This window comes from Streptococcus sp. 2021WUSS109, from assembly GCF_044427305.1.
Lineage (GTDB): Bacteria > Bacillota > Bacilli > Lactobacillales > Streptococcaceae > Streptococcus > Streptococcus suis.
Genome location: NZ_JAOTGF010000009.1, coordinates 61,738 through 85,923, shown reverse-complemented (window position 1 = coordinate 85,923; position 24,186 = coordinate 61,738). Strand labels below are relative to the sequence as shown.

At 39.0% G+C, this 24,186-nt stretch carries 20 protein-coding genes; 4 read left to right on the top strand and 16 right to left on the bottom strand.

Features of this window, described 5'->3' with window-relative positions; all coding sequences use genetic code 11:
* Positions 1 to 240 precede the first annotated feature (240 nt).
* Positions 241 to 1,383: a site-specific integrase gene (locus ODU37_RS05100; protein WP_249562145.1), complete on the top strand. Its 1,143-nt coding sequence runs from the start codon at positions 241 to 243 to the stop codon at positions 1,381 to 1,383.
* A gap of 89 nt (positions 1,384 to 1,472) precedes the next feature.
* On the opposite strand, the gene ODU37_RS05095 is transcribed toward ODU37_RS05100, so the two are convergent.
* From ODU37_RS05095 to xseA, 10 genes are all read right to left on the bottom strand, one after another.
* Positions 1,473 to 1,748: an HU family DNA-binding protein gene (locus ODU37_RS05095; protein ID WP_105158559.1), complete on the bottom strand. Its 276-nt coding sequence runs from the start codon at positions 1,746 to 1,748 to the stop codon at positions 1,473 to 1,475.
* 89 nt (positions 1,749 to 1,837) lie between these two features.
* Entirely contained in the window at positions 1,838 to 2,434 is a 597-nt protein-coding gene (locus ODU37_RS05090; protein WP_024415222.1) for a YpmS family protein, read from the bottom strand.
* The gene (locus ODU37_RS05085; RefSeq protein ID WP_105158561.1) at positions 2,406 to 3,239 is read right to left on the bottom strand and encodes an SGNH/GDSL hydrolase family protein; all 834 of its coding nucleotides are present in this window, start codon (positions 3,237 to 3,239) and stop codon (positions 2,406 to 2,408) included. The genes ODU37_RS05090 and ODU37_RS05085 overlap by 29 nt, the downstream gene beginning before the upstream one ends.
* Positions 3,232 to 4,065, bottom strand: a complete 834-nt coding sequence (locus tag ODU37_RS05080; protein ID WP_024386337.1) for a DegV family protein — start codon at positions 4,063 to 4,065, stop codon at positions 3,232 to 3,234. The genes ODU37_RS05085 and ODU37_RS05080 overlap by 8 nt, the downstream gene beginning before the upstream one ends.
* 93 nt (positions 4,066 to 4,158) lie before the next feature.
* Positions 4,159 to 5,820: a DNA repair protein RecN gene (gene recN, locus ODU37_RS05075; RefSeq protein WP_105121364.1), complete on the bottom strand. Its 1,662-nt coding sequence runs from the start codon at positions 5,818 to 5,820 to the stop codon at positions 4,159 to 4,161.
* A 2-nt stretch (positions 5,821 to 5,822) separates the two neighbouring features.
* Complete coding sequence (locus tag ODU37_RS05070; RefSeq protein ID WP_002936261.1) at positions 5,823 to 6,248, bottom strand: arginine repressor; 426 nt, start codon at positions 6,246 to 6,248, stop codon at positions 5,823 to 5,825.
* Positions 6,241 to 7,062 carry a TlyA family RNA methyltransferase gene (locus tag ODU37_RS05065; protein ID WP_105119522.1) on the bottom strand — a complete coding sequence of 274 codons (822 nt, stop codon included), beginning with the start codon at positions 7,060 to 7,062 and terminating at the stop codon, positions 6,241 to 6,243. Before ODU37_RS05065 ends, ODU37_RS05070 begins: the two co-directional genes overlap by 8 nt.
* Positions 7,055 to 7,924 carry a polyprenyl synthetase family protein gene (locus tag ODU37_RS05060; RefSeq protein WP_398580432.1) on the bottom strand — a complete coding sequence of 290 codons (870 nt, stop codon included), beginning with the start codon at positions 7,922 to 7,924 and terminating at the stop codon, positions 7,055 to 7,057. Before ODU37_RS05060 ends, ODU37_RS05065 begins: the two co-directional genes overlap by 8 nt.
* Positions 7,924 to 8,139 (bottom strand): exodeoxyribonuclease VII small subunit, encoded by a 216-nt coding sequence (locus ODU37_RS05055; protein WP_002936269.1) that lies wholly within the window; start codon positions 8,137 to 8,139, stop codon positions 7,924 to 7,926. Before ODU37_RS05055 ends, ODU37_RS05060 begins: the two co-directional genes overlap by 1 nt.
* Entirely contained in the window at positions 8,114 to 9,457 is a 1,344-nt protein-coding gene (xseA, locus tag ODU37_RS05050) for an exodeoxyribonuclease VII large subunit (protein ID WP_249562144.1), read from the bottom strand. Before xseA ends, ODU37_RS05055 begins: the two co-directional genes overlap by 26 nt.
* Before the next feature lie 166 nt (positions 9,458 to 9,623).
* Between xseA and ODU37_RS05045 the strand changes: the two genes are divergently transcribed.
* The gene (locus ODU37_RS05045; protein WP_249562143.1) at positions 9,624 to 10,532 is read left to right on the top strand and encodes a neutral zinc metallopeptidase; all 909 of its coding nucleotides are present in this window, start codon (positions 9,624 to 9,626) and stop codon (positions 10,530 to 10,532) included.
* A 208-nt stretch (positions 10,533 to 10,740) separates the two neighbouring features.
* Here the strand turns inward: ODU37_RS05045 and ODU37_RS05040 are convergent, their stop codons facing one another.
* The 3 genes from ODU37_RS05040 to ODU37_RS05030 all read right to left on the bottom strand — a co-directional run bounded on the left by ODU37_RS05040 (position 10,741) and on the right by ODU37_RS05030 (position 13,504).
* The gene (locus ODU37_RS05040; RefSeq protein WP_024400287.1) at positions 10,741 to 11,292 is read right to left on the bottom strand and encodes an isoprenylcysteine carboxyl methyltransferase family protein; all 552 of its coding nucleotides are present in this window, start codon (positions 11,290 to 11,292) and stop codon (positions 10,741 to 10,743) included.
* Between the two features lie 171 nt (positions 11,293 to 11,463).
* Positions 11,464 to 12,852 (bottom strand): HAMP domain-containing sensor histidine kinase, encoded by a 1,389-nt coding sequence (locus ODU37_RS05035; RefSeq protein WP_105095566.1) that lies wholly within the window; start codon positions 12,850 to 12,852, stop codon positions 11,464 to 11,466.
* Between the two features lies 1 nt (position 12,853).
* On the bottom strand, positions 12,854 to 13,504 hold the full coding sequence (locus ODU37_RS05030) for a response regulator transcription factor (RefSeq protein WP_023371212.1): 651 nt from the start codon (positions 13,502 to 13,504) through the stop codon (positions 12,854 to 12,856).
* Between the two features lie 231 nt (positions 13,505 to 13,735).
* On the opposite strand from ODU37_RS05030, the gene ODU37_RS05025 reads away from it, so the two are divergent.
* Positions 13,736 to 14,437 carry a CPBP family intramembrane glutamic endopeptidase gene (locus ODU37_RS05025; RefSeq protein ID WP_024382375.1) on the top strand — a complete coding sequence of 234 codons (702 nt, stop codon included), beginning with the start codon at positions 13,736 to 13,738 and terminating at the stop codon, positions 14,435 to 14,437.
* A 464-nt stretch (positions 14,438 to 14,901) separates the two neighbouring features.
* On the opposite strand, the gene ODU37_RS05020 is transcribed toward ODU37_RS05025, so the two are convergent.
* The 3 genes from ODU37_RS05020 to ODU37_RS05010 form a co-directional block, all read right to left on the bottom strand.
* Positions 14,902 to 18,075, bottom strand: a complete 3,174-nt coding sequence (locus tag ODU37_RS05020; protein ID WP_249562142.1) for a serum opacification factor — start codon at positions 18,073 to 18,075, stop codon at positions 14,902 to 14,904.
* A 568-nt stretch (positions 18,076 to 18,643) separates the two neighbouring features.
* Complete coding sequence (locus ODU37_RS05015) at positions 18,644 to 20,833, bottom strand: YSIRK-type signal peptide-containing protein (protein ID WP_249562141.1); 2,190 nt, start codon at positions 20,831 to 20,833, stop codon at positions 18,644 to 18,646.
* A gap of 566 nt (positions 20,834 to 21,399) precedes the next feature.
* Complete coding sequence (locus tag ODU37_RS05010) at positions 21,400 to 22,335, bottom strand: manganese-dependent inorganic pyrophosphatase (protein ID WP_249562140.1); 936 nt, start codon at positions 22,333 to 22,335, stop codon at positions 21,400 to 21,402.
* A 137-nt stretch (positions 22,336 to 22,472) separates the two neighbouring features.
* On the opposite strand from ODU37_RS05010, the gene ODU37_RS05005 reads away from it, so the two are divergent.
* On the top strand, positions 22,473 to 24,170 hold the full coding sequence (locus ODU37_RS05005; RefSeq protein WP_249562139.1) for a M3 family oligoendopeptidase: 1,698 nt from the start codon (positions 22,473 to 22,475) through the stop codon (positions 24,168 to 24,170).
* The last annotated feature ends 16 nt before the right edge of the window (positions 24,171 to 24,186 follow it).

The following is a 24,186-nucleotide window of genomic DNA, read 5'->3' as shown; positions in this document are numbered from 1 at the left end:
TATATACTGTACTTCACTGATTTGCTCTGCGTCAACCACCACTGGAATTTTTCTAACCTTAACCATATTTACCACCTGCCTGCTATTTTTGATTACATTATAGCATACTTTAGAAAAAAATAAAAAAGCCCCACGCTCAAATTTTGGTCGAGGAGAGCGCAAGGCAACATGTATAAAGAATTAGGCATTAAAAAGCCCTTTTCTTTATACCCATTTTAACACAGAAATGAGGTAAAAACAATGTGGGATGAACAACTTCCAGACGGTAGATATAAATTTTTTGAACGATTCAAAGATCCATACACTGGAACTTGGAAAAGAGTAGCTACTATTTTAACAAGTAATTCGAGTAGGGCACAAAAACAAGCTCAAAAAATCCTTGAACAAAGGATCGCAGAAAGATTAGCTCAGCTCAAAACATCGGAAATGCTATTCACAGACCTTTTTGACCAATGGTGGACTTTCTACCAACAAGAAATCAAACGTACCTCTATCGCTTCTCTGAAGGGCAATATTAAAGAAATAAGAGAGAGTTTCGGTATTGGCGTCAAAGTAGTCAATATTGACCCAAAATACGTCCAAAATTACCTTGACAACCTGGATTGCTCTAGGAACAAGAAAGAGCGTAACAAATCCATGTTGAACCTTGCTTTTGATTATGCGGTCGACCTGGACATTATCAAAGACAATCCTGCTAGACGAGCCAAACTGCCACGGATCAAAAAGACTTTGGAAGACTGGAAAAAGATTGAAGAAAAATATCTTGAGGAAGACGAAATAAAACCACTACTTGCAGAACTCTGTCGCAGACCTAGCACATACCGGATTGGGTTAGCCGGAGAATTTATGAGCTTGAACGGTTGTCGAATTGGAGAGTTAATCTGTATTGAGCCTGAAGACCGAAATTTTGAGACCAGGCAATTAGAACTCCATGGAACCTATGATCATACTGAAGGCTACCGCAACGGGGAGAAAACAACTCCAAAGACCGTCGCTTCATACCGTGAAACACTCATGACCAAGCGAGAAATGGAAATTATTCAAGAGTTTGAATTTATGAATGAGCTAGAAAAAAATACCAACCCACGATATAAAGATATGGGCTACATCTTTACAACCAAGAATGGTGTACCGATGCAAACTAACTCTTTCAACTTGGCTCTAAAAAAAGCAAATGAACGGCTTGAGATACCTATACAGAAAAACCTAACCAGCCACATCTTCCGTCATACCCTTGTCAGCCGTCTTGCTGAGAATAATGTCCCTTTAAAAGCTATTATGGACCGTGTGGGGCATGCAGATGCCAAGACAACTATCCAAATTTATACCCATGTTACCAAGAAGATGAAATCAAATGTGGCAGATATCATGGAAAACTACTAAAGTTTTGCCCCTTATTTGCCCCTTAAACAAGAAAAAAGCCTACTGCACAACGTAGAAACGTTGATACAATAGGCTTTTTTCACGTTAAATTATTTAACCGCGTCTTTAAGAGCTTTACCAGCTTTGAATGCTGGAACTTTTGAAGCTGCGATTTCGATTTCTGCACCTGTTTGAGGGTTGCGACCTGTACGTGCTGAACGCTCACGAACTTCAAAGTTACCGAAACCGATCAATTGTACTTTTTCACCAGCTGCAAGGTAGTCTGCCACTGCTCCGAATACTGCATCAACAGCTACTGCTGAGTCTTTTTTAGTCAATGAAGTTGCTTCTGCAACTTTTGCAATCAAATCTTGTTTATTAGCCATTTGCTAAGTCCTCCAATAATTTTCTGAGTTATTACTCACTTCTATATAGTACCGAATTTTAGGCGTTTGGTCAAGTTTTTAATGCTATTTTACTGTCTTTTTCTGTAGATATCAACAATGAATTGGTCGTTGTACAAATCAATCGTATTCGCCTTTCCATACAGACCAAATTTGTTCTTCAGTTCTGTCAGTTGAACCTGTACTTGCGCTTGTTCTGAGTCTATTTTTACAAAGGCAGGTAGTTTATAATTTTTTTGTAAATAAGCTAATACCTCTGCTTTCGGCAAGGATAAACTTCCAACTGATATTTCTGTTATCCGTAACAAAATACTGCCATCTTCCATTTTGCTAGGTTGAAAATAAATATAGAGTGGGATAGTCACACCAAAAATCTGATAGCTGCCTTCAAAAACAACTTGCTGACTCGTTACGAATAATTGATAGGAAAACTCTTCCATCTGATACTCTTTTAGATAGTTAGTGAGGGTTTGGTTGAGCTGTTCTCTGTTAGTGGAGAAGGTCCCAACCTTGGTATCTTCTGTACTAGTATGAACGAGCTTTGTTAAATCCTCTCTATCTGTTTGAATCCGTGTATAGAGGACTATTCCGCAACCAATCAATAAAGCCAACTGGGCTAAGAATAGCCATTTCCAAATATTAAGGTTCCCAGCTTTCCGTGGTTTCATTCATTCTCTCCAATATCGCTTTTTTCATAATCTCATATCCAGTATTATTGGGATGGAAACTGTCTTCCTCATACAGTAAATTATTGGTAACTTGGCTACCATTTTGACTAATACCAGCCTCCCCTTCCAATCCTTTATAGAGCAAATCATTAATCGGAACAAAGTAGACATGTTGATATTTTTCCGTTATCTGTTCTGTCATCTTATTCCAATTATCAACAATTGTCTGCATTTCTGTCAATTCAGGAAAATTGAGGTAGAGTGGATTGTAAATCCCGACAACATAGATGGGAAGATTTGGATTATTCTTACGCGCTGTCTTAATAATCGTATCCAATCGTTTTCCGTAATCTTTTGCGGGCTTATCAAAAGTTGAAACTTTGAGATTGGCAATGTTTTTAATAATAGCCTTGCGCAAATCATTGCCACCAACTGTCAGAGTTAACAGATCTGCTGTTTTTAAGTAGCTTATCAGCTCTCCATCTTCCTTCATTCGCTTAAGAATCTGATTACTGGTATTCCCAGAAACTCCGAAATTTTTATAATCTACTCCATAACCATAATCGTTAGTTAGAGATTGAGCCACCAAGGGAACAAAGCCCCCCTGTCCAGTTGTATCTCCAACACCTTCTGTCAAAGAATCACCAAGTGCCACATATCGAAAACTGATTTTTTCTGATACGGTAAGCTCTTGTCTGGAGATGCGAGATGAAGCAACAGGAATGAGTTGATGAAATAGAAAAATCGACCCTAGAATTGCCAGAAAAAAGAAAACAAAGCCTTGAATCAACTTCCTGTTATTCATAACGAATCAAAATAGCCCAGGCATCCTCACCGGTATGAGTTTGAATAATGGAGCCTGTCTCTAAGACAGAAATTTCTTTTGAGACGTACTCTTGTAATTGACTCTTCATTTCATTTGCAAAATCAGCCGTTCCTGAATAGGAAATACCAATCTCGGCCACTTTTTTATCTGCTAGAGTTGCCGTGAACTCTTCCAGCCATTTTTTAAAGGTCTTATTACCTCGTCCTTTGACAATCGGAGTCAGCTGATGGTCTTTCATTTCCATGATGACACGGATATTGAGTAGGCTACTCAGCATCCCTTGAACACGTCCAATACGACCACCCTTGACTAGATTTTCTAGGGTTGATACACCGATGTATAATTCCGTTTTTTCTTTGACTGTTTCAATAGCTGCAAGGATTTCTTCTTTGCTGGCACCAGCTTGTGCCATGCGTGCTGCTTCTACAACTTGGAATTTTTCAGCCTGATCTGTAAAGCTTGAATCGAGGATTGTCACATCAGCACCAGAAAGGGTTGCACCTTGTCTAGCAGCTTCTACTGTCCCTGATAAGGCATGCGACAAGAGAATGGCAATAATCTGACTGCCGTCTTTAGCCAATTCAGCAAAAGTTTCCGCAAAGAGTCCTACTGGGGGCTGACTTGTTTTTGGCAAGTTTTTTGACCCACGCATGAGCTCCAAGAATTCTCCTTCTTTTAAATCGTTGTCAGAGTATACGACTCCGTCAACCATTACAGATAATGGAACAACTGTTATATTCAATTCTTCGACCAAACTGGGTTCGATAGTCGTACTTGAATCCGTAACAATCTTAATCTTTGACATATTTCATCCTACAATTCTCTTCAATTTTGCCATCTATTATAACAAATTTTGACTAAAAAATAAACTTTGGACATAAGCAAAAAGGCTAGTCGCCTAACCTTTTTCTACTAATTCTTTTGCTTGATTACGGGCTGCATCTGTGATTTTGTCACCGGCTAACATCTTGGCAATTTCCTCAATACGCTCTTCTTTGGTCAAGAGACGGACACGAGAAACGGTCGAATGTTCGTCGGATATTTTCTCAATAAAAAACTGATAATCTGCGATGGCAATGACTTGTGGTAGATGAGAAATCGCCAATACTTGCCCATATTGTCCGATTTTATAAATTTTCTGGGCAATTGCCTGGGCCACACGTCCAGATACCCCTGTATCCACCTCATCAAAGACAATAGATGTTTTACCTTCTTTACGGGCAAAGGCTGACTTAATGGCCAACATCAAGCGAGACAATTCTCCTCCAGAAGCCACCTTAACGAGAGGTTTGAAGTCTTCTCCAGGGTTGGTGGATATATAAAATTCTACCGTTTCATTTCCTTCTCGATTAAATTTTCCTTTGGTAAATCGAACTTGGAAACGAGCTTTCTCCATATACAAGTCTTGCAATTCTTGGCGGATAATATCTTCTAAAACAACAGCTAATTCATGGCGTGATTGGCTGAGCTGACCTGCTCGTTCAACCAATTCTTTCTCTAAGTTCTTAAGCTGAACTTCCAAATCATCACCAGATAAATCATTGCCTGTCAATAGATTGTATTCTTCACCGATTTTACTAAAATAGTCCAAAACATCATCGACAGTTCCACCATATTTCTTCGTAATGGTATTGAGCAAATCCAGACGACTTTCCAATTGCAAGAGACGATTGCCATCAAAGTCTAGATTGTCCACCACATCGCTGAGACGCTTGGTCACATCTTCAACGACATAATAAGCTTCTGTCAGGCTAGAAGAGAGCTGTTTGTAGTCTGGATCAAATTCTTCCAGACTTTGCAAGTCACTCATAGCTGAGCGTAGGTTGTTCAAGCTTGAAAAATCTTCATTGTCTAACAGTGCATAGGCATTGGTCAGTGTATCTGCAATTTGTTTGTGGTTGAGCAGTTTATCGCGTTCCTGATTGAGTTGAATATCTTCGCCAGACTTCAAATCTGCTGCTTCGATTTCAGCAATTTGGTATTCCAACATCTCAATCCGCGCCTTGTGTTCCTGCTCATTTTTTTGCTTTTCAAGAACTCGTTTGCGAAGACTACGATAGGCATCAAAGGTTGTCTGATAACGGTCTTTAAGACTCCAAAACTCATCTTCTCCGAAACTGTCCAAAAGACGGATATGGTGTTGGGACTTCATCAATTCTTCCTGGTCATGTTGACCATGAATATCTACTAAATATTGCCCAATCTGTTTCAAGACAGATAAATTGACCATTTGTCCATTGACACGGCTAACCGAACGGCCATTTTGTAGGATTTCACGACGGATAATGAGTTCGTCAGCTACTTCAATCCCCTGTTCAAGCAAAATCTGCTCGAGAGCTCTGCTATTTTCAAAGGAAAAAAGCCCTTCAATCTCAGCCTTGGCGGCCCCATGTCTGATAACATCTGTCGTCGCACGCGCCCCTAGCATCAGATTCATGGCATCAATGATAATGGATTTACCTGCACCTGTTTCACCAGATAGGATGGTCATCCCGTTTTCAAAATTCAGTGATACCTGCTCAATAATGGCGAAGTTTTTAATGGACACTTCTAGTAACATGGCTACCACCCTCTAACCGTCTGTTCGATTTGCGAAATAATACCTTCGTTTGTAACAATGAGCAGAATACTGTCATCATCAGCAATTACTGAAAAAACATGTTCTTGAAATTGTTCCAAAATCTGGCGTTTTACCACAGCAGAACTTCCGGGTACCAGACGGAGATTAATCATTTTATCCATCACTGAGACTTCAAAAACATTCTGCGATTTTACCTTAACAAGACCTGCCTTTGGTAAACCGTAAATATATCCCTTATCTGCTGATGGAACCTTAATAATGCCAAGTTCCTTGATATCACGTGAAACCGTTGCTTGTGTCGCATTGACACCCATTGCTTCTAGACGTTCAACAATTTCTTCCTGTGTATCAATAGGAAATCGGACTACCAAATCTTTAATGACTTCTAATCGTTCTCGTTTATTCATCCTTTTTAAATTCCTCATGTGCTTGATAGACTGTAGTTGTTATGACCTCTTTATCAATCTGGTTTGGTTGTGTTGATTTTTCTAAGTGCGCTAAAAATTCGATATTGCCATGACCGCCTTGAACAGGGGAAAAGCTAAGGGCTTTGACTGAGAAGCCTGTTTCCACGGCCATTTTTGTCACATCTTCCAATACTTTCAAGTGAACGGATTTATCCTTGACAATGCCATTTTTCCCAATCTGTTCACGTCCAGCCTCGAATTGGGGTTTGACAAGGGCAACAACCTGGCCACCCTCCGCTAAAATACGATGGAGTGCTGGCAAAATCAGACTCAATGAGATAAAGCTGACGTCAATGGACGCAAAACTTGGTTGACCAAGTTCGAAATCTCCCAACTCAGCATAGCGGAAATTGTACTGTTCCATGCTGATCACACGTTCGTCCTGACGTAATTTCCAAGCCAGTTGGTTGGTCCCGACATCCACAGCATAGACCTGCTTGGCACCAGCCTGCAACATAACATCCGTAAATCCGCCTGTAGAAGCCCCAATATCAATCGTTGTTTGACCCTCAACTGATAATTGGAAAACCTGCAAGGCTTTCTCCAATTTGAGACCACCACGGCTGACATACTTGAGTTTTTCCCCCTTGAGTTTGAGTTCAATTCCCTCATCAATTTTCTCGCCGGGTTTGTCATAACGTTCGCCATTGATGACCGACACAACCAGTCCAGCCATGACGCCGCGTTTGGCCTGCTCCCGCGTCTCGAAAAGCCCCTGTTTAAAAGCTAGTACATCTACTCTTTCCTTAGCCATTGATTCGTAAACTTTCTATGATTTCTTTGATTTTTTCTGTTGAAAATGGGACTTGTTTAGCCACTTGATCTAGCTCGTTGATTGCTTGATTCAAACTATCTTCTAGAAATACTTTTGAGGCCTCCAAGCCCATCAGAGCAGGGTAGGTAGTTTTCTCAGCCAATACATCTTTTTGGGGAGTTTTTCCGATTTCCTCAAAAGTGGCTGTCACATCCAAAATATCATCCCGAACTTGAAAGGCTAGACCAACTAATTGACCTGCTTGTCGAAAATGGCTGATTACCGCATTCGATTGTCCAGCAATCAAACCTGCTGCTACAAAGGGAAAGGTCAATAATTTCCCTGTCTTATTGGCATGAATGGCTTGTAATTGCTCTAAGGTCAAATTCTGTCCTTCTCCTGCCATGTCTAGGACCTGCCCGGCAACCATTCCAAAGGTCCCAGATGCCTGGGAAAGCTCTCTCACGAGAGCAAGGATGGTCTCAGCTGGTAAATCAACTTGGGCTAGGAAACCAAATGGATCTAGAAAGAGACTGTCCCCTGCTAAAATAGCTGTTGCTTCATCGTAAACCTTGTGGTTGGTCAAGCGACCACGACGGTAATCATCATTATCCATAGCAGGCAGGTCATCGTGAATCAAACTTCCCGTATGGATCAACTCGACACAGGCTGCCACTTGGTAATGAGATTGTTTTAATTCCATTCCAAAAGACTCTAAGATGGTCAATAAAAGCAAGGGACGAATTCGTTTCCCACCAGCCTGTAGCGAATAAAGAACCGATTGGTTGAGGCGTTCTGCTACCTGAGTTTGGTAAAAGTCTGCCATGGCTTCCTCAAGTCGCTGCAATTTACTGGCAACCATTAGTCCATCTCCGCTTCACTACCATCCGCCTGCATGACCTTGACCAAGGTCTTTTCAGCTTCTGCTAGTGTCTTTTGTAGGTCTTTCGATAGGACCATTCCTTTTTGAAACTCAGCAAGTGCTTCTTCCAGAGCCACATCGCCTCGCTCCAATTTGGTTACGATTCCTTCTAATTCAGCTAAGTTTTCTTCAAATGTTTTCGTCTGTTTGGACATGTTTTACCTCCACATCAAGTTGACCATCCTTCATCTGGATGGTTAGGTTTTCACCCATTTGTACATTTTCTACACTATCAATCACCCGACCATCTTGACGAATCATGGCGTAGCCACGGGCCACGATGCGACTGGTATCCAGCATAGTCAAGGCCTCAATCAGCTTATCCGCCTTGGCCATCTTATTATCATAGATATTGGCCATGTTGCTCTTCAAGAGTCGTTCCTGCTGGATAATTCTTTCCTGGAAACTCTCTACTTTACGACCTAGATGCACACCTTGTAATCGTTGCTGTAGTAGGAGACTAGCCTGTTTCTGCTGGCTATAGAGTTCTTTCATCCGTGTCTGCAATTGATTGGTCAAGCGGTCTAATTTTTGTAAATAACCATCATACAGGCGTTCAGGCTGGCGGAACATGACTGACTGGCTAATTTTTTCAAGCTGACCTCTCAGGAATTTCAAACGATTTGTCATGGCCTGATAGGCTCTATTTTCCTGCTGATTGAGGTATCCCAGTAAATCTGCCTTGGTCACAGGTGTTGCTAATTCTGCGGCAGCTGTTGGGGTAGCAGCTCGTTTATCTGCTACAAAATCAGCCAAGGTTGTATCGGTTTCATGCCCAACACTTGAGATAATAGGAATTCTGGATTCAAAAATTGCCCGAACCACAATTTCCTCATTGAATGCCCAAAGGTCTTCGATAGAACCACCACCACGACCAACAATCAGAACATCCAAGTCATCCCGTTCATTGGCTCTTTGGATATTGGCAACAACCTCCTGAGCAGCACCATCTCCTTGCACCTTGGTCGGATAGAGAACAATCTCTACGCCTGGAAAACGTCGGCTAACGGTTGTAATAATATCCTGAATAACGGCTCCACTTGGACTAGTAATGACACCGATTTTCTTGGTAAACCGTGGCAAGGCTTGCTTGAATTCTTCTTTAAATAAGCCTTCCTGTGTCAGAGCTTGTTTGAGCTGCTCAAACTTGATAGCCAAGGCTCCAATACCATCTGGCTCCGCTTTTTCAATGACAATGGAATAAGAACCATTTGGTTCATAGAGCTGAATGCGCCCAATGACATTGATTTTCATTCCCTCTTCAAGCTCAAAGCCCAGATTCTTATAGACGCCTGCCCACATGGTCGCTTGGATGACTGCCTTGTCATCCTTGAGCGAAAAATATTGATGGCTAGGGCGTTTACGGAAGTTGGACACTTGACCTGTCAAATACACCTTCTCCAAATACGGATCGCGGTCAAACTTTAATTTTAAATACTTAGTTAGATGACTAACCGATAAATATTCAACCATGTCCACTCCTTCTATATTGTATCCCTACTATTATACCAAATTTTGCACTTTTATACAGAACTAGGCCTATTATTTCCGATAGCTTTCCTGTGTTTTTTTCAACAATTTGCTATATAATAGTTTGTGAGAAAATAAGAACTTGTTGATAGGTTCTAAGGAGATTTATATGAAAATTGATGATTTACGAAAAAGTTCTAACATTGAGGACCGCAGGGGACAATCCAGTTCTAACTCATCTTTCTCGTCTGGTTCATCTGGCGGAAATGTTCTATTGGGACTACTCTTTTCACGACTTGGTTGGAAAGGAAAACTACTTGTTCTTGTCCTTTTATTAGCCTTCGGAGGCATGTCAAACCTTGGTGGGCTGCTTTCCCCATCAACAGGGACCAATCCTTACCAATCGAGTCAAGTCACAACGACTGGTACAGATGTGTCTGATGCAGATGCTGAATTCATGAGTAAGGTTTTAGGATCGACAGAAGATTTTTGGGTCCAAGAATTTAAAGCCAATGGTTTAACCTACAATGCACCGACTATGGTTTTCTATACTAACCAGACCCAAACCGGATGTGGAGTTGGTTCCGCCCAAGCTGGTCCATTCTATTGCTCTGCTGACCGCAAGATTTATATTGATACTTCTTTCTATCAAGAATTATCTAGCAAGTATAAGGCTGCTGGTGACTTTGCCATGGCCTATGTCATAGCTCATGAAGTTGGTCACCATGTTCAAAATGAATTAGAAGTTCTTGGGGACTACCATCAAAAACGGGCTCAACTATCCGATAAGGAAGGCAATGCGCTAAATGTTCGCTTAGAATTGCAAGCTGACTATTATGCAGGAGCCTGGGCCAAATATGTTGATGGACAAGGCATCTTGGATGCTGGTGATATTGACGAAGCTATGAATGCTGCCCATGCAGTTGGTGACGATACTCTTCAACAGGAAGCCTACGGCCGTACTGTTCCAGACAGTTTTACCCACGGCACTTCTGAGCAAAGGAAAAAATGGTTTAATCTCGGTTATACCTATGGTGACCTTGCTCACGCCGATACATTCTCCGTAGAGAATCCGTAAACATCCATAGCCTCTCGTAGCAATAAAGAAACTCTTGCAACATACACTTTTGCAAGAGTTTCTTTATTATATACAACTGACAGAAGCCAATTTACACATACGGTACCACTTTTAAATATGAAAACTGAATCATGTAAACTTACTCATCAACTCTAATTAGAGCGGTATCCTAGTTTCAAACAATATCACTATTATTATTTAGCAAACTTTAATTACTTCCAGTTATCTCTGATGCAGACTGCACAGTTCCGTTTGGAATAATCACTGTTTTCAACAAGTTATTTTCCTCGTGAATACGTCTGTATAAGATAACCATGTAGACTGGGAATAAGATGAGAAAACTATATGTTGCATGACACAATAAAGCTAAACCGATTAATTCTGGTATAATATTTAGGAAATAGTTAGGATGCTTTACAACACGAAACAACCAATGATCAACAAAACGATGATCCTTTACCAACATGAGCTTAACTGTCCAAATATCACCTAACAATCGTGTTACCCAAAATAACATTCCCATTGAAAACAGCAAGAATATCAAACCTAAGCTACTAAGCGTATCAAACTTGGTGTGTCGCACTACTGCTTCAATCAAACATGATAAATAAAATAGAATATGTACAACTGTTAATAATTTAGTATTTTGAACACCAAATTCTGAACCGCCGTTTTTCAAAATCCGTTTTTCGTTTTTAATTGAAATCTTCAAAAAATAGATTCTCACTAAAAAAATACAAATAACCAAAAAAACAATCATAAATCCCTCCTGTATTTTAACAGATTTTATCAAACACATTCATTATACAAAGTTAGACTGTCGCCATTCTATTCCCCTCCTGTTTTTTTCCTATTTTCCATTTGAGACTACAATAAAAGAGACCTGTTTTCAAAAATGCATGAAATCATGTCTCTTTTATTGTAATTTTACCTATATCAATTCATTGCTATTCGCTGTAATTTGTGATTGCAAATGAATCATAAAACGCATAGTTTGTGTATCAGAAGCATAAAAAGTGTACGGAAAGCCGTGTTTTTCTAATATTTTCTGTACAATAAACAAACCAATCCCTGTGCCACCATCTTTCTTATCACGGCTGTAGTCTGGTCGATAGAATGGACGAAAGACTTGATCCAATTCCTCGTCACTTAAAACACGTTCAACCTGATTTTCGATTATTAATTGATTTTGGCGCAGTACTACACGAATAATAGCTTCTTTACATGAGTACCGAAAGGCATTATCTAAAATATTCTTAATAGCTTTTAAAAAATAAACAGGATTTCCTTCAATGAGAACCGGTGATAGTTCTACTTCAAATTGATAGCCCTTAACCTCTGCCAAACTCTGATAACTTGTTAAAGAGGAATCAATCAACTCATCTAATCGGATTTGTTCTCTGCTTTCCTTTAAAGCCATATCAAGATTTGTCGCTTCTAAAATAGAATGAACTAGCTCAGATTGTTCCTGCAAGATTTCCTTGCATTTTTTTAAATATGTATCATGGTCCTTAAATGGCCCCACATTATAAATCATGCCTTCGACTAACCCCAACATACTAGCTATTGGAGTTTTTAATTCGTGTGATGTGATACGAAGGAAATCAGACTTCTCCTTCTCACGTGCCATAGCACGTTCATTTTCCGTCCTTAATTCATCGATACTTGACAATAACTTGCTATACAGGCTGTTAATATCCTGAGCCAATGCTGTTATTTCATCTGTTCCTACAACAGCACAACTGATTCCGGATTCTAACGATTGCATCCGTCTTGTTGTTTCTGAAATTCTTGCTATTCTACGAGTGGACAGCCTACTGTAAACAAAAGCTACCGAAACTGCCAGAACAATAATCAACAGCAATATGAATGGATAAAAAGTTACCAATGTTTGACTGACATCAGATAACGAGTGAAATCCATAATTAAATAACAGATAATATGTAACTCCTTCTGCAGATGTTATCTCGGCTCCCCAAGAACCAATTTCATCAAAATCCCCATTTTCTAAATACTCGTTCTCATGCTTTTTAGCCATTTCATCATTGGGGTCTGGATAAATAATTTCTCTATCACTCGAAAAAAGACTAATAATAATATTCGGAGTTTTTCTGTCGAAATCATCAATCTCAGATATAATCTTAGCTTCTGGCATCCCATCCAATTGTTTAGCCACAGTCATATAATCGTGTCTCAATTCCTGTTTCTTAACCTGATTATAATATATAGGCATGGCATAATACAATAACCCTAACAATGTTACAGAGATGAAAGAAATCATCACAGCAACAACTATGAAATTTTTTCTAGCAATCCCCATATCAAGTATCCTCTATTTGATAACCGCGACCAACTACTGTCTTCAAAGGAAGTGACGGCAATTTTTTACGTATATTCTTGATATGATTATCTAAGACACGACTATCCAATTCCGTATATCCCCATATTCCCATCATCAAGTTATCACGACTAACAATTTTCCCACGTCGTTTAGCTAAATATAGTAAAACTTCATATTCTTTTTTCGTCAATTGAACTTCTTCTTCTTCCATATAAACTGCCCCGCTAGTTGGTTGAATAAGAATTGTTCCTATCTCAATGCTATCTGTATCTCCTTTTCCTCTCAAAATATTCTCAATCCGTTTTACCAATATAGTTGGTGAAAATGGTTTAACAACATAATCACTTATAATCTGATTAAAACTAATAAGCTGTGTATATTCGTCACCCATGGCTGTCAGCATCAAAATTGGAATCTGAGAAGTTTTGCGAATTTCCTTCAGTACTTCCAAACCTGTCATAGACGGAATCATGATATCTAAAACAATTAAATCGAATTGTTCTTCTTGAAACCTTTCTAAAGCAACCTTTCCATCAAAAACAGATTCTACCTGATAACCATGTTCTTTTAAAAACTCACAAACAACTTGACTAATAACTATGTCATCCTCGACAACCAAGATCCTTGACATTTTTATACCTCCTCGTAAAGTTCTATTATAAAATATTATTATACTTCAATTATATACCGATTCGTACAATGGTGCAACTCTATCATAGATAAATAGAGCACCATGTTCTGCTATTTCAGCTTTCTTTTGACTTCTTTTGTTTAAAACAGATAAAAAACAGATGAAACCAAGGACATATATAGATTGGTTTGATAAACTGAACTAAACAAAAATGAAAGGAGCTATCCCATTATGTGGAGTCCAAAAAAATTAACCGTATTAAAATGGTTTGATATTCTCATTCTAACAATTATTTTATTTGGAGATGGAATCATCAACTCTACTCTCCAATACATAGCCTTACAAAATCAAACTACAACTCTTCAAGAAAATTTGACATTTTCACCAATGGATAATTATAAGGCTTTGGCTCTACAGTTAGTTTGGCTCACAATAGCCATCTTCTATCTATTACTCCGAAATTTTGATTTCTCAATTTGGAAAAAACATATTTTTATTACTCCTTGGGTTCCATTACAAGCTGTTGCCTTATTCATTTTTTCTGCATTATGCTTGGATATCTATCATCTAGTATCCTATCAGTTTCTAGCTTCCAACACTCCATCCATGTTTCAACTATTTCCTAACATTGATTTATCACTGATTTTGTACTCATTGTTGAACGGATTTTATGAAGAAATTTTCTTCCTTAACCTGTGCTTACTGGTTAACCCTAAATATGCAAAATGGGCATTTTTGTATTCGTTAATTATTCGATGCAGTTTCCATACCTATCAAGGTTTAATTAGTGCACTCGGTTTAGGCTTAATTCTAGGAACTATTTTCTATCTACTTTATCAAAAAATAAAACCTAAAAATTTATTACCATTTTTCCTAGCACATGCTGTGGCTGATGTTATCGGTTTAACTATTCTATCATATATTCTATACTAGTTATCTAACAGATAATTTGAACACAAGCTATCCTCATATCACCAAAGACTGAGTGGACCCCTACTAGTCATGACCACCCGTTTTCACGGGTGGTTTATTTTGTGTAATTTAGGAAAAGAGTGCCAAAAAACGCATAAAATCATGTTGCTAAGAACGTTGATTTTATGCGTTTTACTATATGACCTATCTCAATATTTTTATTGAAATTTATGTTTATGCCCAACTATACTTCTCAGAATCAATGTCCATATCTCATCTCAGCCTAGTATAGATTGACAGATTTATTCTACATTCCCAGTTCAGCCTCTGCAGCTATTGCGAATGGCTCGTTTTATATTCAATCTCCAAAGATTTCCTAAAACTTGGATCTGTACGAAGGGTAAAACAATTCCATCACTATTATAGGCATAATCTCTACTCTATTAACCATATGTATATACAAGTAGAAATTACACGACCAACATTTACTTCGATTCTTGCTTACGTTTTGTACGATAAAGTACCTGAGCTCCTACAAGAAGAGAGAGGGCAGTTAACGTATAGATTGGAGAATCAGCTTGTCCAGTAGATGGAAGCGAGTTTGACTTCTCGGTTGAACGATTCACACTAGATACTTTCTCCACATTGTCAGAAAGACGTGATTTCTGATTCATAGCAAGCTCTACCTGATTTGCCACCGTTTCGGCATTCACTTTATCCTTGATAGTAGAAATTGGAGCAGAGTTATCTGAATCTTTAATAGTCTTAGAAGAATCTGGAGTATCACTATTTTCTGCTTTACCAATCTCTTCAGTTGACTCTGGTTTCATTGGGCGAGACAAATCTGGGGTATCCATTACTTTTGGAATATCCAATTTTTGTGTACCTGCTGAACTGTCTGTATCTTCGATAGGCTTAGGTGATTCTGGTTTAACACTGTTTTCTGTTTCACCAATTTCTTTAGGTGACTCTGGCTTCATTGGAAAAGTGGAATTTGGAATAATAATATTGTCCGTTGCTTTCGGAATTGTTGAGTCTGGTTTATTTGCTGAATCATCGGTTGAGTCTTCGATAATCTTAGGTGATTCTGGTTCAACATTATTTCCTGGTTTTTCGGTCTCTTCAGTTGAATCTGGCTTCATTGGAAGAGTGGGATTTGGAATAATAATATTGTCCGTTGCTTTCGGAATTGTTGAATCTGATTTATTTGCTGAATCATCGGTTGTTTTTTCGATAGACTTAGGTGATGCTGGTTCAACATTAATTTCCGTTTTTTCGGTCTCTTCAGCTGTTTCTGGCTTCATTGGAAGAGTGGAATTTGGAATAATAATATTGTCCGTTGTTTTCGGAGTTGTTGAGTCTGGTTTATTTGCTGAATCATCGGTTGAGTTTTCGATAGGCTTAGGTGATTCTGTCTCAACATTATTACCTGTTTTTCCGGTCTCTTTAGGTAACTCTGGTTGCATTGGAAGAGTTGAGTCTGGAACATTTGGTTCTGTCTGTTTAGGCATTTCAGGTGTCACCATAGGTGTCATATTTTCTACTTTTGATATACCTGTTGACTTGTCTACCACCTTATCTGTATCTTTTGGCTCACTAGAAACAGGAACCAAAACTTTCTTAGTTTCATGGTTAAGAGTTATTTTAGAAGAATACTTTTTCTCTTTGTTTTTATCATTAATGGTATGACTAATTTCTGTACTTACAAGTTTTTGAGAGTTTCTGTTTTTCTTACCTTTATATTTTAACTGATAAGTTAAAGAAATTGGTTTGTTAGTTTGATAAGCCTCGATTAAATCAGCTTTATTAAGATCCAAGGTAATAGTTGTTTTCGAGCTAGAGAACAGTGATAAAAACCAAGAGGAAGGAGAAGGAGTTGTAAGCTTTGCTTTCGGATGACTTAATTCTCCTATAATTTCAGCGTCATTTTCTATAGTATCTACCAATGTCACTTTAGTCAATACATCTTTAAATTTTTCTGCAACATTCTCGTCAATATTTAAAAACTCGCTCTTATCCCCGGACATTTTTTTCAAGTAGTCATCAAATTTATTCTTTTGTTCATCATTCTTTGTCACATCAACAGCGTAGAAATGAATCCCTTTCTCAGTAGCAATCTTTGCTTCTGCCTGAGCAGAGAGGTTATGATTGTAAAAGACATTTTTTCGACCGTAGAAAATGTAATCAACGAGGGAATTTGCAAACAAGTCAATTGCTTTTTCAGAGGTATTTGTCAAACCAATCTTTTTACCGATATAACTGAGAGTATTCGTAGGTAACTTAGCCTTATCTAATTCTGTTTTTAAATTGTGCTTTATTTTTTGAACAATTTGATCTCTAAATGTCAACGGCTCTAGCTTACGCTCATAAAAGCTACGGAAATGGTAGCCTTCACCAATTTGTTTATCATAATTGAAGTTCTTTTCTCCTAACTTCGAACTATCTACATCAGCTAAATCAATATAGTCTAACGGATTTTTTACAAATGCTCCAAGAATTTTAGTTAATCCTGCTACAGTAGATACCCCATCTAAAGCCTTATTGAAACGGGTAATACCAATCTTATCCAAGAAGTTTATTAAACTCTGTGCATCATCCAACAAGTTTGCTCTGCGGACAGTCACATCAAATGTAAATGGCCAAGGCAATAGAGGGTTAGTATGCACCACTTTATCTTCATTGATTGTCTTATACTTAGTTTCTGTTTTCGCAGCATCCGTCAAATCATAACTAAATGTAGACTCCCCTTGTGACAGAAGTACAATATGTTTGCGTTTCCCTGATTTCTCGCTTTCTAAAATGCGACGTGCTTCGTGGATTGCTCCCTGCATATCTACGCCCCAATTGTAATTTTGTTCAGCATTGGAAAAGAGGTTATCTATTGTATCTTTCACATTGGTCTTATTAACTTCTTTAGATTCAGACAACTTGCGATTAAAACCGATTACACGCACAGAGTTACGAGAATTATGATCATTGGTTGGGTCAGTCATCTTTTCGACAAGCTTTATAATGTTATCTTTAGCTGTTTTTTTAGCCTCTTCATCCATTTTTTTAGATGTATCCACCAAGACAACTATTTCTGCACCCTTATCAATTTCTTTCGGCACAATTTGAGTTGTTACTGTGACAACTCCATCTTGCCCTACTTCTGCTGTTCGAGAAACTGTAAAAAGCTCTTTAGGAGTTTTATCCACTGTACTAGATACTGTTTCATTTGGTTTTTCAACATTAGTAGAATAGTCATCTACTTCCTTCTCCACATACTGAACGGCTGGTTCTTCTTTTTCTGTTGCTTTTCCTTCAGAAGAACTAGTGTTTTCAGCAACTTGCCCCGTTGGCTCTGAAGCGTTTTCATTCGTTAATGCCTCAGGAGAAGCAGATTCTGCATTCGATTTTGGTAAGTCCGAAGTAGAAGAGGACTCAGCCACCTCTCCTTCCTTGTTTTCATTATCTTGGACAACTTTAGAGTCTTCAACGACGGCAGTAGCCATAATCGGAGAAGTGCTATCTGTCTCCGCAGTTTTTTCCAAAGTAGGTGTTTCTGCATATACTGTCACAGTATTTTGGGGATAGAGCGCTCCCGATAAAGCTACCCCCGCTCCCAGCGAAACAAGTCCAATTGATAGCTTCCGCAAAGTGAATTTTGGATGATTCATTATGATTCCTTCTCCTTGTTCTCTATAAATTTAGAATGTATTTTCGCCCTTCTTTAGGTATTTTCAAAAAAGGAAGTATGGATGTCAATGGTAAATAACTTTAGTATCATTTTGTTCAAGAAGCGTAGAGCTTTTGGGAAAAGAATAGGCACCTTGTGTATTCATAAGGTGCCTAAGTCCTTCTGTTAACTGCTTACTTCACCTATCAAGTCAAGCAAGCATGATTACAACTCAAAGTTCCTATTTATCATTAACAATGACCATATCACAAAATGTGCGAGTCTATTACTACACAATCCATTCTACCATATAATTTAAAAACAGAATTTGTTTTTTCTCTATCGTTTGTTTATGTTTATTCTATTCAAAAAATGATAATTGGTCTTTGAGTCTGTTATCACACACATTTATACAAGTGATAAATATTGCAATGAGTCCTCAAACTCTACTTTCACCTCTATAAGCAAATAATTCATTGAAAGAAAAATTTTAACTCTTTTAATTTAAAGCTACACAATGCCTCTCATCTGTCGCAAATGAAATTTTGAGAGAGCTTTGTCATCGCCTTTTACTCACTTTCTGTTATCTTTTTCTTGCCAATAAATAGAGCAAATAAGAATAATACGATTGATAACATTATATTGGCAACTAAGCTCGTTTTTTCACCGGTCTTAGGCAGGCTTCGAACTTGGGTATTCTCACCACTATCATGTGAGTTAGTTCTCACAGATACATTTTCTTTTATACCTTCGTCTCTTACAGTACGAGCCATTTTCTCTTGCTTAGTAGGCATATCTTTTTTCGAATCATCAAAAATAGAAACCGTTTCTTCTTTTGATGTCTCTGCATTTTGCTCTACTTTTTTGTCAGTCAGCGTTTGGCGCACAGGTGGCAAAATAGTTTGTTCAAGTGTGTCTGATTGTTCGATATTTTTGGTAATTTCTTTGCTAGGTTGCTCTTCCTTCTCGTCCTTTTTATCTGGTTTATTAATGCGGTGACCATTTCCTTTTTGAACCGTTACGACTTCCCAAGCTACCTGTTCACCTTCTTTATCAAACGCTCTAAACGATAAGGTTTCTCCATTTTTTAAAACACGACTACCCAAATCAAATTCGAATCGACCTGTTGAATCAGTTGAAGTTTTACCAATTATCTCCTCGCCATTCTGAGTTGATACTAATTCAATCATTACATCTGGAGCTGTTTTGCCACTGATGTAACCATGATCTGTAGTGACTTTTTCTACTTGAAATGGTAAATCCGTCACGTCTTCATCTTCCAAATATTGCCCTACAACTTCTTCCTTACTAGCGATGATATTATTTGTAACCGGGTCAATGATTTCAAAGCGAATTCTCTCACCTTTTTCAAAAGGCAATTGTAAATCTTGAATTTGGAAACCAAAAAATCCTAATTCGTCCACTTGAACTGGAGGATACTGTTTTCCTTTGATTGACGAAACCATGCGAACGTAGGCATTAAGATGTATCGTTCGACCGACAATATAATCTTTTTTATTATGCAGTTTAGGTACAATGATAGGATCTTCATCTGTCGCTTCATCCATATCTGCATCTTGTAAATAAGTTGCTAAAGATGCCATAACAGATTTATCCAATAATATACTTGAACCATCAACTGTATCAAGATGGACAGATATCAGATCCTCTTGTTGATTGTGAGTCAATCTGTAGTACTTATCCTCTGATTGTAGGGCAGGCAAAGCAATCTTATAGTGACCTGTCTCATCAGCAATAGCTTCCATGATAAACTCTGAGGTATCAGCATTGTATAGATGTACTCGACCTAAAGGAAATGTAGTTCCTTCCAAAACTGAAGTCGCACTTGATAAAGGTTTTACTGTCATTTGTGAAGATACTTTTTCTTTTACCAATGGTTTCACAATGGTACTAGTAATCACCGGCTGACCATCTTCTGATACAAAAGACAAAACCAATCTATCATCTGCTTTAAATTTTGAACCTGCTAAACTCTCGGAAAAAGTAACCTCAAATCGTCCATCTTTAGGATCAATTAGTGTCTTATCAGAGACAAAACTACCATTTATTGATAGATAGACTGAACCTTTGACAGAGGTATGACCAATAACTTTGCTCGTATGTTCAAAAACTGGTTCGATGAACACTTGATGCATTCCATTAGGTGTTTTTTCTAATCTTTTTGCTGGAATTTCATAAGCCTCTGGATGTCGATTAGTCCTCACTACTACTTTACGTTCTTCAGAATCTGCCTCTAGAGTCCAAAACTGTTTCGGCAAAGCACTAATTTCCACAGTTTGGCTGTGAGCAAGTGGTTTACTCAACTGATAAGAAAAATCTCCCTTATCATCTGCTTCCAAAATATTCTCAATAGAAGTAACTGCTTCCCCATCTATCGTAATCGCTACATATCCACCAGGAGTGGTATTCCCTGAAATGGTTTGATCTCCAGCTTGAATCGGAGCAACCTCTAGATGGTTTTCAATAAATGGAAGTTCTTCCTCCGTATCCTCCATCTCTTCCGATTTTTTTTCTTCACTCGGTACCTCATCAGTCACTTCCTCAGCTTCAGCATTTTCCGAAACTGTATTGGTAAGCGATAATTCCGTGCTTTCTAATTGAGTTTCAAGAGCTGTAGCGTCAGTCTCCTCAGCCATTGCGGTTTCCATATTCATCCCTGTACCAATCCATAGAAAAGCAATTGCCACTGAAACTAAACCCACCTTACTTTTTCTCAACGAAAAAATCTTGCTATTCATCTTTTCTCCTTATATCTGTATTAACAATTAACGACACATATTGTCCTAGTTTTATTATAAAAAAAACATCTCATAGAACATTGTTTTTCATTAGTTTTTTATCTGTTTCACAGTTGTCTGTAATAAATAGCATGCTACATTTCGCAAAAACTTTGCTGGTTCTCACAGACATTTAGTTTTTCTTTTATTACTTGTAAATACAATTTCTAAGTTATGGCACATTCAAAGTAAAGAACAAGCGCCTGAATTTTTCTATGATGCAGATTATTGTTTTTAGCTCGGAGTGCTCGCTTTAATTCGTCAACTTATACTCAATGAAAATCAAAATCAAACTAGGCGACGCAGATGCAGATAGAACTGAAGTTCATCAAATCAAGTCAACAACGTCTGATTTTGATTTTCGAAGAGTATTAAATAGGAGTGGTTTTATTTGTCATGATGCCACTTGTTTATTTTGTTAACTATCACTTCATAAAACATGATTGTCCTCACAATAAAAAAAGCACCCGAAGGTGCTAGGTAATGCCTCCCTACCGACTTCACGTTGGAGTAGGTAGAAAAATTCATTAGGCGTTGAAAGCATCTGTCAATTGTGGCACCACTTGTTTCTTACGTGAAACGGCACCAGCAAGGAAAGCGTGGTTGTTTTCCAACTTGAAGTTGAAGGCCGCTTCCACCTTGTCCATGTTGCTACCGAGCGCAAGGATTTCAGAGTTTGAGTTAACGATGTCTGTAATCATCAAAACAAAGTCAGAGTAGCCATTTGCTGCTGATGCTGCTGTCATAGCTGCTTCGATTTCTGCTTGACGTTCCAAGACTTCTGCAATGTCCACTGTGTTGACTTGGGCTACACGCACGTCATTTCCATTCAAGCCAAATGTTTTGGCGTCGATGTCAATCAATTCTTCTGCTGACTTGCTAGCAAGGTTGGTACCAGCTTTCAAGAGTGTCAAGCCGTATTCTTCCAAGTTCACACCAGCAATTTCCGCCAATTCAGCTGCTACTTGTGGATCTGTTGCATGAGTGGTTGGAGATTTGAGCAAGAGTGTATCTGAAATCAAACCTGATAGGAGAAGTCCAGCTACTTCTTTTGGAGGTGTTACTCCGTTTTCTTTAAAGGCACGGTAAACGATTGATGATGCTGAACCTACTGGCTCCAAACGCATGTACAATGGATTTGCCGTTTCAAAGTTTGCGACACGGTGGTGGTCAATGACAGCTGCCACTTCCACTTCCTTGATGTCTGCGATAGACTGTTGGAATTCATTGTGGTCAGTCAAGATGACTTGGCTAACACCTTCTGCTTTTGCAGACTCAACCACGCGCGGTGCAGTAACACCAAAATAGTCAAGAGCAAAAGCAGTTTCTTCATTTGGCGTTCCTAGAACTACTGCTTCCGCATCACGACCAAACACTTCACGCTCCAAGTGAGCCCAGCCGTATGATGATGCAATGGCATCTGTATCAGGATTTTGGTGACCAAAAACTAAAAATTTAGACATGTCTACAACCTCATTTTTCTAATAATCTTCTACATTTTACCATAAATAAAGCCCAATGTGAACATGGACGAGTCCAGATTTGCCAAACGTTTTCAAAAAGAGTAAGATAGTAGGTAATAATGCAAAAGGAGAAACCTATGAAATTTTCAGACTATACCTATGTTCGTCCAGATTATGAAGCTATCAAGGCTCAATTTTCTGACCTGACAGACCAGTTGGCTCAGGCAAGTGACTTGGAAACAACTCGCACACTTGTGGCAGCCGTTACAAAATTACTCAACCTGGTCGATACCCAGTACAACCTCTGGATGATCCGTCATACTATCGACATGAACGATGAGTTCTACAATGAAGAAACCAAGTTTTGGAATGAATATTCGCCACTTTTTGAAGAATTGACCACCAACTACTACCGTGTCATTGTCCAGACGCCGTACAAGGAAGAGCTGTCAGACATCTTGCCTCAAACCTTCTTCATGCAGGCAGAAAACAAGCTCAAGACCTTCTCATCTGATGTTATCCCCTTGTTCCAAAAGGAAAATGAATTGACCGATGAGTACAGCAAACTGATTGCTGGAGCAGAGATTGATTTCCAAGGTCAGACCTACAACCTGGCACAAATGGGGCCATTCGGTCAATCAACCGACCGTGAGGTCCGCAAGGCTGCTTCTGCTGCTACAACTGCCTTCTTTGAAAGCAAGGAAGCTGATTTTGATCGTGTTTACGATGAATTAGTCAAGGTCCGCACGGAAATCGCCCACAAACTTGGCTTCAAGGACTATGTGGAATACGGCTACCTCAAGATGAACCGTTTCGATTACAATCGTGACATGGTCAAGGTGTACCGTGAGGAAATCCTCAAGCATATCGTACCGATTGTGCAAAATCTTCGTGAACGCCAAGCCAATCGCTTGCAAGTTCCAAGCCTCAAGCACTACGACCTCAACCTTGAGTTCTTGGACGGAAATGCTGTTCCTCAAGGTGATCCTGACTTTATCGTCAGTCAAGCCCAAGACATGTACCGCGAATTATCCGCAGAAACAGGCGAGTTCTTCGATTTCATGATTGAGCATGAACTCTTGGACTTGGTCGCAAAACCAGGCAAAAACAGCGGTGGCTACTGCACCTATATCCCTGACTTCAAGAGCCCATTTATCTTCTCTAACTTCAATGGAACCAGCGGTGATATTGATGTTTTGACCCACGAAGCAGGTCATGCTTTCCAAGTCTATCGTTCCCGTTGGATCCAAAGTCCAGAAGTTGTCTGGCCAACCTATGAAACCTGTGAAATCCACTCCATGTCTATGGAATTTATGACTTGGCCGTGGATGGACCGTTTCTTCAAGGAACAAGTCGATAAATATAAATTTACCCACTTGGCAAGTGCTCTACTCTTCTTGCCTTACGGTGTCTTGGTGGACCACTTCCAGCACGAAGTCTATGAACATCCAGAGATGACACCAGCTGAACGCAAGGCGACTTGGAAAAAACTCCAAGACCTCTACTTGCCAGACCGTGATTATTCTGAGTCAGAAGCCCTCAACCGCGGCATCTTCTGGTATCGTCAAGGTCATATCTTTGCTAGTCCATTCTACTACATCGACTATACCTTGGCCCAAGTTTGTGCCCTTCAATTCTGGAAACGTACACAGGTAGATCACGATGAAAATGCTTGGGAAGACTATATCCGCATCTGTGATTTGGGCGGCACCAAGTCCTTCTTGCAAGTGGTTGAAGCCGCAAACCTCCAATCACCGTTCAAAGAAGGTGCCCTTGAAAGCACAGCTAAAGCTGCTGCTGATTGGTTAAATACAGTTAAGGATAGCGACTTATAAAACACAAAAATCTGAA